Raw genomic sequence first — 11,059 nt, forward strand, 5'->3', positions numbered from 1 at the left:
GATCAATTATATAAGAGATATAATGATTTCAGTAATTATTCCAGTATATAATTCAGAGAAATATATTTGTAATACTATAGATTCAGTTATTAAACAAACTTATACGAATATAGAAATTATATTAATTGATGATGGATCTACAGATTCTTCACTAGATCTTTGTAGGAAGTTTGAAAGAGAAGATAATAGAATTAGAGTATTTAATAAAATAAATGGTGGTGTTTCTTCAGCTAGAAATTTAGGAGTAAATAAAGCCAATGGCGATTATTTATTTTTTTTAGATTCTGATGATATATTAATACCAAATTGTTTAGAGATTCTAAAAAGAGAAATAAATAATAATCCAGATAGTGTTATTATATCAGATTATAAAAAATTTTATTATGATGAAGAAATAAGTATTCAGTCACTTGGTTATGATATAAAAACACTAACGATTGAAGAATTTTACAAACAAATTTTATTGCTTAACTATGATACATATCCATGGGGAACTTTAATAAAAGCTTCTTATTTTGAAAATATAACCTTTCCTGAACATATGACATGCTTTGAAGATTTAGCAACAATGTATAAGGTTTATGATAAAGCAAAAAAAATTATATTAATTAATGCAAAATTAGTTTTATATAGACAAAGTGAATTTTCAGCAGTTAAAACAATTAATATAGATAAGATAAAAAATTATGTGGAAGCAACAAATAATTTTTGTGATTACGTTTTGGAAAAATACCCCGATTTAAGTGATTATCAGTGCGTATTTAAAAGTTATGTATGTTTGGCAATACTCCAAATGAATAATATTAACAAAAGTGCGGAAATTAAAAAAAATTGTATTAGATACTTAGAGAGTAATATTAAAAAAGCAAGTAAATATGTGGTTAATAAAAGGCAATTAATAAAGTTTACTTTATATAAAAATTTTAAATTTATATTTTGGACTTTTATAAAAATTATCAATTTAAAGAAAAAATTTAGTATATAGTACATTTAAAGCGTTTTATGAAAGGAAATTAAATAAATATGAAGAAAATAGCAATATGTACTCCAGGTTTTTTGCCTGTACCAGATATAAAAGGAGGAGCTGTAGAACATTTATTAACTAAAATACTAGATATAAATGAGAAAAGAAAACAACTTGAAATAGATTTATATACAATACATGATGATAAACTAAACAATTTATCATATTCAAATGTTAAAATTCATCAAATTAAAGAGAATAAATTTGAAAAAATTATTTGCAAAATATTAAATAAGCTATTTAATATTTTTAAAATAAATATGCAGGCTAATTTATATGGTAGAAAAATATCAAAATTATTAAAAAATAAAAAGTTTGATTACATAGTTATTGAAAATAATATGTATTTATTTAAATCAATATCATCTAGATGTAGTAAAGATAATAGATACATATATCACCTACACAATGATATAGGAGGTAACGACAAACCATATAGATTATGCAATTATATTGCTAATAGAGCAGAAGTAATCGTTACATGTAGTAACTATTTAAAAGAGAGATTTTTTAATGTTACTAGATTTGATAATATACAAGTTCTATATAATTCAATAGAATTAGAAAATTTTAATCTTGAAAATATTGATATAAGAAGTGAAATCAGAAATGAGTGGTCAATTTCAGATGATGCTTTTGTTTTTATGTATATAGGAAGAATAAGTCCTGAAAAAGGCTTATATGAGCTTGTTAAAGCATTTGATAAAGTTTTAGCAAAAAATTCAAATATGTATTTGGTAATTGTAGGGGAAGCTCCAGATGAAGGATTTTGTTTAAATAGTTATTATAAAGCTGTTTTAAATATAGCAAATAAACATAAGAAAAATATAATTTTTCAGGGAAAAAAACCTAATGAAGAAATTCCTAAAATAATGAATGCTTCAGATTGCATCATAGTTCCTACTATTATAGAGGAGGCATTTGGAATAGTAGCTATAGAAGCAATGGCTTGTAAAAAGCCACTAATAGTTACAAACTCAGGAGGCTTAGTAGAAGTAGTGAACGAAAAATGCTCTTATATTGTTGATAAAAATAATATTGTTGATGAATTAATTGATAAGATACAGATTATTTCCAACAATAAGGATAAAGCGCTTAAAATGGGTGAGTTCGGAAGAGAGCGAATAGAATTAATAGAAGATTTTCATATTGAAAATTATTATGATAATTTTATAAATATTTTATTAGGAATTAATAATTAATAATGTGAAGCTTTAAATATAATATAAATTTTGGTAGGAGTATAAAAATGAAAAAAAATATATTAATACTTAATCAAGGTATAACAGAGAATTATGGGGATGTAGCAATAAATAATACTATTACGTCTTTTTTTAAAAGTAAGGGTTTTAATATAGAGTATTATCCATTTTGGCTAGAAGAATACGTTTTTGGTAAAGAAAATATATTAAGTAAGATTTTAATGCATGCAGTTTGGAAAATACCGTTTTTAATGGATTTTTTCAATAAAAATTCGATTATAAATAAGTTTAAGAGACTAGATTACGATGCAATTATTATTGGAGGTGGCGAACTTCTTAGTGGTCATAGAGGATTTAATTCATCATTAAACATTTGGAGTAAATTTGCGGAAAAAAGAAAAATTCCAATATACTTATTAGGAGTAAGTGGTGATACAAATATGCCAAGATATATATTTAATAGGAATAAAAAATCACTTAATAGATTTTCAGGAATATTTGTAAGAGATAGTCATAGTTATGATATGTTGAGAAATGAGTATAATGTTGAGTGTAAATATTCTCCGGATGTTGTCTTTGCATATAATTCAATATGTCAAAATGATAATGCAGATTTAGGTATACGCAAACAACTTTTATGTGTACCTATAGATTTTAATGATAGTATTAATAAAAATATGAATATTAAAGATGTAGAAGAATATAATGAATATCTTATAAAAAAAATATTAGATAATTTAAAAGGTAATAGTAAAGTTTTAATAACATGTAGCGTGCTTGATGATGTTAAATTTACTAAAAGTTTCTATAACTATGCGAAAAATAAACTAAAAGAAGTAGAAGTTGAGTATGTGGATTATACATGTTTAGATGATTACATTGAATTAGTTAAAAAATCAAACTGTGTTATATCAGGAAGAATGCATGCTTTGATTTTAGCTTTTGTTAATAAATGCAAAATAGTACCTATTCCGTTTAAGGAAAAATTAATATGCTTTAATAATGAATATTCAAATGAAAATAATATACTAAAAATAGAAAATAAAGTCATAGAAACATTTGAGGAACTTTCACAAACAATTTACACTTTAAAAGCTTAAATAAAATTTAATAAGTTTATTTAAATTTTGTAAATAGAAAAGATATAGTAAAATTTAAAAATGGTTATAAAGAAACAGTATTTTTTATAACCTATAAATATTAGAAGATAAAATTTTATTACTTTTAATCAAGATAGTGGAGGGGCATGAGCTTGAGTACAAAAAATGTAAATTACACCAATGAAAAGTTATTTGAAGAGTGTATGAATAAAAATATACTAGATAGTAAATCTTATGAAAATTTAATTAAACAAGAAAAATATAATAAAATTAAATTAATGCAAACTGAAATAACAGAAACACAGAATAAAATTTCAATAATTATACCAACTTACAATAGAAGATTGCAACTATTAGAGTGTATAAATAGCATTTTAAAACAGACATATAAAAATTTTGAAATAATAGTAGTTGATGATTGTTCAACTGATGAAACAGAAGAATATATATCTAAGTTATTAAGTGATAATAGAATAAAATACTTAAAGAATCTGAAAAATAGCGGTCCAGGTTACAGCAGAAAAGTAGGATTTGAAAAGTCAAGTGGTGAATTTATAATTTTTTGTGATGATGATGATTATTATATAGATTCTAATTATTTTACAGATGCTATTAATATTTTTAAGGATGGAGAAATTTCATTAATTTGTTCAAATACATTTACACATTTTGAAAAAGAGAATACTTTCAAGTTTTTGGACATAAATTTTGATAATACAATTTGTGTAGAAGAATATTTAGAAAATTTCCAATATAAATATATGAAACCAAACTCAACATTTTCAGCTATATTTAGAAAAAATAAGTTGGTAAATGGTGATTTAAAAAACATGAAAATGGTAAATGATTCATCAATATATATGAGAGGGTTAATTTCAGGTGGAAAAGTATTTGTTAATAGAAAAATAATTGGTGTTTATAGAGTTCATTCTCAGAATATTACATTAACAATAAAGGCTGATTTCATTATAGAAAATTTGAAAGAAAAAAAATACATATATGAAAGAATAGTTGAAAATAAATTATTCAACGGAGCAGATAAATGGTTATCAAAACAAATTGAAGTAACTTTTAAATATTTGCTTTGGTGTTCTAATCCAACAAGGAAGGAAATAAATAAGATTTTTAACTGGATATTAAAAAATACAAATAAAAATATTAACTTAATAATTAAGCTTTGGCTTTATAGACAATTTGTGAGACTTAGAAATATGAAAGAAAGGTTTATGTAATAATATTATGAGAATAAATAATTCAATTAGGAATTCAATTACAGGATCAATATCAAGTTTACTAGCTATGATAATTGGATTTATAGCTCAAGGCGCATTTATAAAAATACTAGGAGCAGAATATATGGGGCTAAATGGTTTATTTACTAATATTCTAACAATGCTTAGTATTTTTGAATTAGGAATAGGGAATGCAATTGTGTATAATCTATATAGACCAATTAAGGAAGAGAATACTGAAGAAATAAAGTCATTAATGAAATTTTATAAAAATATATATAATATTATTGCTATTTTAATTCTTTTTATTGGTATTTTAATAATACCATTTTTAGATAAATTAGTTGATGAAATAACAATAGATATAAATATTACCTTAATATATATTATGTTTTTAATTAGTACAATAACATCTTATATTGTTGCATATAAAAGAAGTTTAATATATGCAAATCAAAAAAATTATATAATAAACATAGTACATATGTTTTACATAGTAATAGTGAATTGTTTGCAGCTATTGATGTTATATTTCTGGAAAAACTACTATGTATATTTATTTATAAAAATAATTTGCCAATTATTAGAGAATATAATTATTACTTTAATTGCTAATAAAATATATCCGTTTTTACTTGAAAAGGAAGTTAAGAGTTTGCCAAAAAACATTAGAAATGATGTTTTTCAAAAAGTAAGGGCTTTATTTTTTCATAAGGTTGGAAGTTCTGTAATATTTGGAACAGACAATATAATTATTTCATATTTTTTTGGCGTAACGACTGTAGGATTATATACAAATTATAGTATTATTATAAACGCAGTTAACTCATTATTTAATCAATTTAGAGATTCACTAACGGCTAGTGTTGGAAATATGTTAATAACTGAAAGTAAGGAAAAATCATTTGATATTTTTAGAAAAATAAGATTCATTAATTTTTGGCTAGCTACCTTTTCAGCAACTTCCTTATTTGTAATTACGCAGTCTTTTATTAGTATATGGATAGGAGAAAAGTATTTATTGAGTATTGGAGTTCTTGCAACACTTTGTTTCAACTATTTTCAAAAGATGATGAGAAGTGTCTATAGCACATTTAAAGATTCTGCTGGTATTTGGCAAGAAGATAAGTTCATACCTTTTATAGAATCTATTGTGAATATAGTTTTTTCAATAATATTTTTAAAGCTACTAGGTTTATCAGGGGTGTTTCTGGGAACAATAGTGAGCGGGTTAGTATTATGGTGTTATAGTTATCCTAAGTTTGTATATAAAAAATTATTTTCTAGAAGTTATATAGATTATATAAAAGAAACTTTAGGATATATTATACTATTTACAATTATTGGTACATTTACATATTTAATATCTGTCACTGTAAATATTAAAAATAATTATATTGAACTTTGTACTAATATAATTATTAGTTTAATAGTACCTAATTTATTACTATATGCAATTTTTTCGAAGACAGAAAACTTCATTTATTTTAAAAGTGTTTGTAGTAATATAGTAAATAAATTATTGAAGAAATTTGTAAAAAAAGAAAAAATAGCAATAAAAGTTTAGTTAGATATAATAGAAAATAATTAAAAAGTTATTAATTGTTATTCTTAGGTATTTTATTTCATAGGACATTTGCTAGCGCATATATATATTTAAATGAAATATCATCATTATAATACTAATATAGTTTTTATAGATGAATATTGTATTGATTTTATTTGTATATTTTTAATAAGCATATTAGCATGAATAAGGAAGTTTTTTTGATTGAAGAAAGATAAATAACGCGTTAGATTATAATTTAACAGATTTGTAACTGAAACAAGGGTGTATTATAGTAAGAAAATCACCTATTTTACTATTTATGTATATTTATATGCAATATACTATTATTTATATATTTGAGAAAAGTGTGAGAATAGGAAAAATAATAATACCGACTGAAGTTCTTTGTGCTAGATTTTTACTTACAATAAATGTTGAGCTAAAGGAAATTATTATAATATTAGAAAAAAAAGAATGTATAAGTCCGTGTTTATAGATTTACAGATATTGAAATTATAAAAAATGTATTATATGGTAAGTTTAGTAACATAAAAATACTAAGAGAATAGGATATTCTATATGGTTTAAATATTGAAGATAGAGTATGCAAAGTTAAGGGCTCAGTTGAAAAATATTAAGTAGAAGAAACATCACCTAATGTAGCTATATTAGAAAGATACAAAATAACTTCAAAAATATTTGAAATTTTATAAAATACAAAGTTAGGTACATATGGACAAATCAAACTTACATATGCATTACCTAAGCTTATAGATGAAGTTATGTATTTGATAAGATATTTAAGGTAGAGGATATAGCGTTGGAGATAAACTATGTTCTTTACAAGAGACAGTAGAATATAATTTAAGAAAAGAAGAATTAATAGATAGTTTTACTTATTATTTAAATAGATAATTACTATAAGGAGTGTATTAAGTTTACACTCCTTATAAATTAAAATAGGAAAGAGGGATATTTAAATGAGTAGAATGTTCGGAACCGATGGAGTAAGAGGTGTAGCAAATACGGAACTAACTGCAGATATAGCTTATAGTCTAGGAAGAGCAGGAGCTTATGTTTTAACAGAAGGAACACATAAACCAAAGATTCTTGTTGCAAAAGATACAAGAATATCTGGAGATATGTTAGAAGCAGCATTAGTTGCAGGTATACTTTCTGTAGGAGCTGAAGCTGTATTACTTGGCGTTGTACCAACACCAGCAGTAGCTTATTTAACAAGAAAGTACAATGCAGATGCAGGAGTAATGATATCAGCATCTCATAATCCGGTACAAGATAATGGTATTAAGTTCTTTGATAATAGAGGATATAAACTTGATGATAGTATAGAAGATGAAATACAAAGAGTTATAGAAAGCAACTTTGCTGATGTTCCATCACCAATAGGTGGAGCAATAGGAAGATGCAGCACAGAACCTAGAGCGTTAGATGAATATATAGATTTTGTTAAATCTACTATTCCTGGAGATTTAAAAGGAGTTAGAGTAGGTCTTGACTGTGCTAATGGAGCTGCTTATGAAGCTGCAGTTAAAGCATTTAGAGAACTTGGAGCAGTAGTTAGAGTAATTAACGATAATCCAGATGGAGAAAATATAAATGATGCTTGTGGATCAACACATCCAGAAGAATTAATGGATTACGTAGTAAGAAAGAAATGTGATTTAGGATTTGCTTTTGATGGTGATGCAGATAGATGTATGGCTGTAGATGAAAATGGAAAGTTAATACACGGGGACTATATCCTAACTTTATGTGCTAAACATTTAAAAGATGAAGGTAAGTTAAAGGACGATACTTTAGTGGTAACTGTAATGAGTAACTTAGGGTTAGATATAGCTTGTAAAGAAGAAAAGATAAAGACAGTAAAGACTAAAGTTGGAGATAGATATGTATTAGAAGAAATGCTTAAGAATGGATATGTTTTAGGAGGAGAACAGTCAGGACATATAATATTCTTAGAACATAATACAACTGGAGATGGTTTATTAACAGCATTACAAGTTGCTGCTATTAAGAAGCAAACAGGTAAGACTTTAAGTGAATTAGCTGGAATAATGAAAGAACTTCCTCAAGTATTAGTTAACGCTAGAGTTACTAATGATAAGAAAAACATCTATTTAGAAGATGAAGAAATAATAAATTCTATTAAGGAAATCGAAGCTAAGTTAGATGGAAAAGGAAGAGTATTAATAAGACCATCAGGAACAGAACCTTTAATAAGAGTTATGCTTGAAGGTGAAAATCAAGAAGAAATTGATAAGATGGCTAATGACCTAGTTAACTTAATATTAACTAAGTAGATAATATTATCAATAGTATTTATAAGTTTTTAGTATACAAGCTATCTTATTACATATAATAAGATAGCTTTATATAAAATAGTAAATTAAGAGGTATGGGAAGGTATATGAACAAATGTAATTTACTTTTAGTGTTAATAGGTGGGATATTAATAGTTTTATTATCTATTATATCTAAAATTAGCGTATAACTAATTAAACAGAAAATATAAATGAATTATTTTGTGGGGTGTTTTATGTATAAAAGTGCTTTAATACTTGCAGCTGGGCAAGGTACTAGAATAAAATCAGATTTACCTAAAGTTTTACATAAAGCTTGTGGTAAAGAGATGGTAAATCACGTTATAGATACTTTAAGAAAAGCTGATATTACTGATATTAAAGTAATAATAGGTAAAGGTTCAGAATTGGTTAAAGAAAAAACTTCATCAAGAAAAGTAAGTTATTCTTTTCAAGAAGAACAATTAGGAACAGGTCATGCGGTTAAGTGTGCAATAGATTTCTTAAAAGGAAAGAAGGGAACAGTTGCTATATTCTGTGGAGATGCTCCATTAATAACAGAAGAAATTGTATCTAGACTATTTGATGAGCATAATTCAAATAACAATACAGCAACTCTTTTAACTTCAATCTTAGATGATGCTACAGGATATGGAAGAATCATAAGAGAAGGTAATGAAGTTTTAAAAATAGTTGAGCACAAAGATTGTAACGAAGAAGAATTAAAAGTTACTGAAATGAACGCAGGTGTATATTGCTTCGATATAGAAAAACTAATAGAATCATTAGATAAGTTATCTAATAATAATTCACAAGGTGAACATTACTTAACAGATGTTATAGGAATACTTAAATCACAAGGTGAAAAAGTTGGAGCTGTGGTTATAGACTTTGAAGAAACATTAGGAGTTAATTCGAGAGCACAGTTAGCTCAAGTTGAAGCTATACTTAGAAAAAGAATAAATGCTAAGCACATGGATAATGGAGTAACTTTAATAGATCCTAACAATACATACATCGGAGCAGATGTTGTTAGAGGAAAAGATACTATAGTATATCCAGGTAATGTACTTGAGGGTAATACAGTTATAGGCGAAAGATGTACTTTATACCCAAATTCAAGAATAAACAATAGTACTATAGAAGATGAAGTTGAGATTCAATCTTCAGTAATTTTAGATAGTAAAGTTGGTTCTAATACAACAGTAGGACCATTTGCATATATCCGTCCAGATTCAGTTATAGGTAACCATGTAAGAATTGGAGATTTCGTTGAAATAAAGAAATTTGTAATTGGAAATAATACTAAGGTGTCTCATTTAACATATGTTGGTGATGCTGAAGTAGGAGAAAACTGTAATTTTGGTTGTGGAACAGTTACTGTAAATTATGATGGTAAGAATAAAAATAAAACTATTATAGGAAATAATAGCTTTATAGGATGTAATACTAATTTAATTTCACCAGTAACAGTTGAAGATAACACATATATTGCAGCAGGGTCTACTATAACAGATGATGTTAAGAGTGGTGAACTTGCAGTAGCAAGAGCTAAGCAAAGAAACATACCAGGATGGGTAGATAAAAGAGGATTATTAAAGAAGTAATATAAATTGAGGTAAATGTATGGAAAATAAAATCAGAAAAGCAATAATACCAGCAGCAGGTCTTGGTACTAGATTTTTACCTGCAACAAAAGCTCAACCTAAGGAAATGCTTCCTATAGTTGATAAGCCTACTTTACAGTACATAATAGAAGAATGTGTTGCTTCAGGAATTGAAGAGATTCTTATTATAACAGGAAGAAATAAGAAGAGCATTGAGGATCACTTTGATAGATCTGTAGAGCTTGAAATGGAGCTTGAAAAATCAGGTAAGCAAGAGATGCTTGAAATGGTTAGGGAAATATCTGATATGGTAAACATCCATTTCATAAGACAAAAGGAGCCAAGAGGATTAGGACATGCTATTCATTGTGCTAAGACTTTCGTAGGGGATGAACCTTTTGCTGTTCTTCTTGGAGATGATGTTGTTTATAATGAAGAGAAGCCTTGTTTAAAGCAACTTATTGATTGTTATGGAGAGTATAAGACATCTGTATTAGGTGTACAAACTGTAGCTAAGAAAGATGTTAATAAGTATGGAATTGTTGGTGGAATTCATATTGAAGACAGAGTATATAAGGTTAAAGATCTAGTAGAAAAACCTTCAATGGAAGAAGCTCCATCAAATGTAGCTATATTAGGAAGATACATAATAACTCCGAAGATATTTGAAATATTAGAAAACACAGCTCCAGGTAAGGGTGGAGAAATCCAGCTTACAGATGCATTACTTCAGTTAATAAAGGAAGAAGCCATGTATGCTTATGACTTTGAAGGAAGAAGATATGATGTCGGAGATAAATTAGGATTCTTACAAGCAACAGTTGAGTATGCTTTAAGAAAACCTGAATTAAAAGATGGATTTATTGAGTATTTAAAAACTATAGTTTAACTAAAAAAGGGGCTGTCTCTGAAATGATTTTTAAAATCATTTCAGTAGACGGTCTTTTTATTTTTTATTCATATATTTATATGAAATTATTTCTAAATGAACAAGTTTTTTGACACGACAAATAGGAGGTTATAA

The 11,059-nt window shown here is 26.0% G+C and carries 9 protein-coding genes; all 9 read left to right on the forward strand.

What is annotated here, in order from left to right; translation table 11 throughout:
* The first annotated feature begins 22 nt into the window (after positions 1 to 22).
* The 9 genes from ARA56_RS15150 (at position 23) to galU (ending at position 10,924) form a co-directional block, all read left to right on the forward strand.
* Positions 23 to 985: a glycosyltransferase family 2 protein gene (locus tag ARA56_RS15150; protein WP_055268196.1), complete on the forward strand. Its 963-nt coding sequence runs from the start codon at positions 23 to 25 to the stop codon at positions 983 to 985.
* A 38-nt stretch (positions 986 to 1,023) separates the two neighbouring features.
* Complete coding sequence (locus ARA56_RS15155) at positions 1,024 to 2,226, forward strand: glycosyltransferase family 4 protein (protein ID WP_055268198.1); 1,203 nt, start codon at positions 1,024 to 1,026, stop codon at positions 2,224 to 2,226.
* A 47-nt stretch (positions 2,227 to 2,273) separates the two neighbouring features.
* A complete protein-coding gene (locus ARA56_RS15160) occupies positions 2,274 to 3,326 on the forward strand; it encodes a polysaccharide pyruvyl transferase family protein (RefSeq protein WP_055268200.1) in 1,053 nt (350 codons plus the stop codon).
* Positions 3,327 to 3,478: 152 nt separating this feature from the next.
* Entirely contained in the window at positions 3,479 to 4,558 is a 1,080-nt protein-coding gene (locus ARA56_RS15165; RefSeq protein WP_055268202.1) for a glycosyltransferase family 2 protein, read from the forward strand.
* 7 nt (positions 4,559 to 4,565) lie between these two features.
* Positions 4,566 to 6,125 carry a lipopolysaccharide biosynthesis protein gene (locus ARA56_RS15170; RefSeq protein ID WP_055268204.1) on the forward strand — a complete coding sequence of 520 codons (1,560 nt, stop codon included), beginning with the start codon at positions 4,566 to 4,568 and terminating at the stop codon, positions 6,123 to 6,125.
* Between the two features lie 349 nt (positions 6,126 to 6,474).
* Positions 6,475 to 6,603, forward strand: coding sequence for a hypothetical protein (locus ARA56_RS17060; protein WP_278336526.1), 129 nt, complete (start codon positions 6,475 to 6,477; stop codon positions 6,601 to 6,603).
* 484 nt (positions 6,604 to 7,087) lie between these two features.
* Positions 7,088 to 8,428 (forward strand): phosphoglucosamine mutase, encoded by a 1,341-nt coding sequence (gene glmM, locus ARA56_RS15175; protein WP_055268206.1) that lies wholly within the window; start codon positions 7,088 to 7,090, stop codon positions 8,426 to 8,428.
* Between the two features lie 236 nt (positions 8,429 to 8,664).
* Entirely contained in the window at positions 8,665 to 10,035 is a 1,371-nt protein-coding gene (gene glmU, locus ARA56_RS15180; protein ID WP_055268208.1) for a bifunctional UDP-N-acetylglucosamine diphosphorylase/glucosamine-1-phosphate N-acetyltransferase GlmU, read from the forward strand.
* Between the two features lie 19 nt (positions 10,036 to 10,054).
* Positions 10,055 to 10,924: a UTP--glucose-1-phosphate uridylyltransferase GalU gene (gene galU, locus ARA56_RS15185; protein WP_055268210.1), complete on the forward strand. Its 870-nt coding sequence runs from the start codon at positions 10,055 to 10,057 to the stop codon at positions 10,922 to 10,924.
* Positions 10,925 to 11,059 lie beyond the last annotated feature (135 nt).

Source organism: Clostridium disporicum, assembly GCF_001405015.1.
GTDB classification, from domain to species: Bacteria; Bacillota; Clostridia; order Clostridiales; family Clostridiaceae; genus Clostridium; species Clostridium disporicum_B.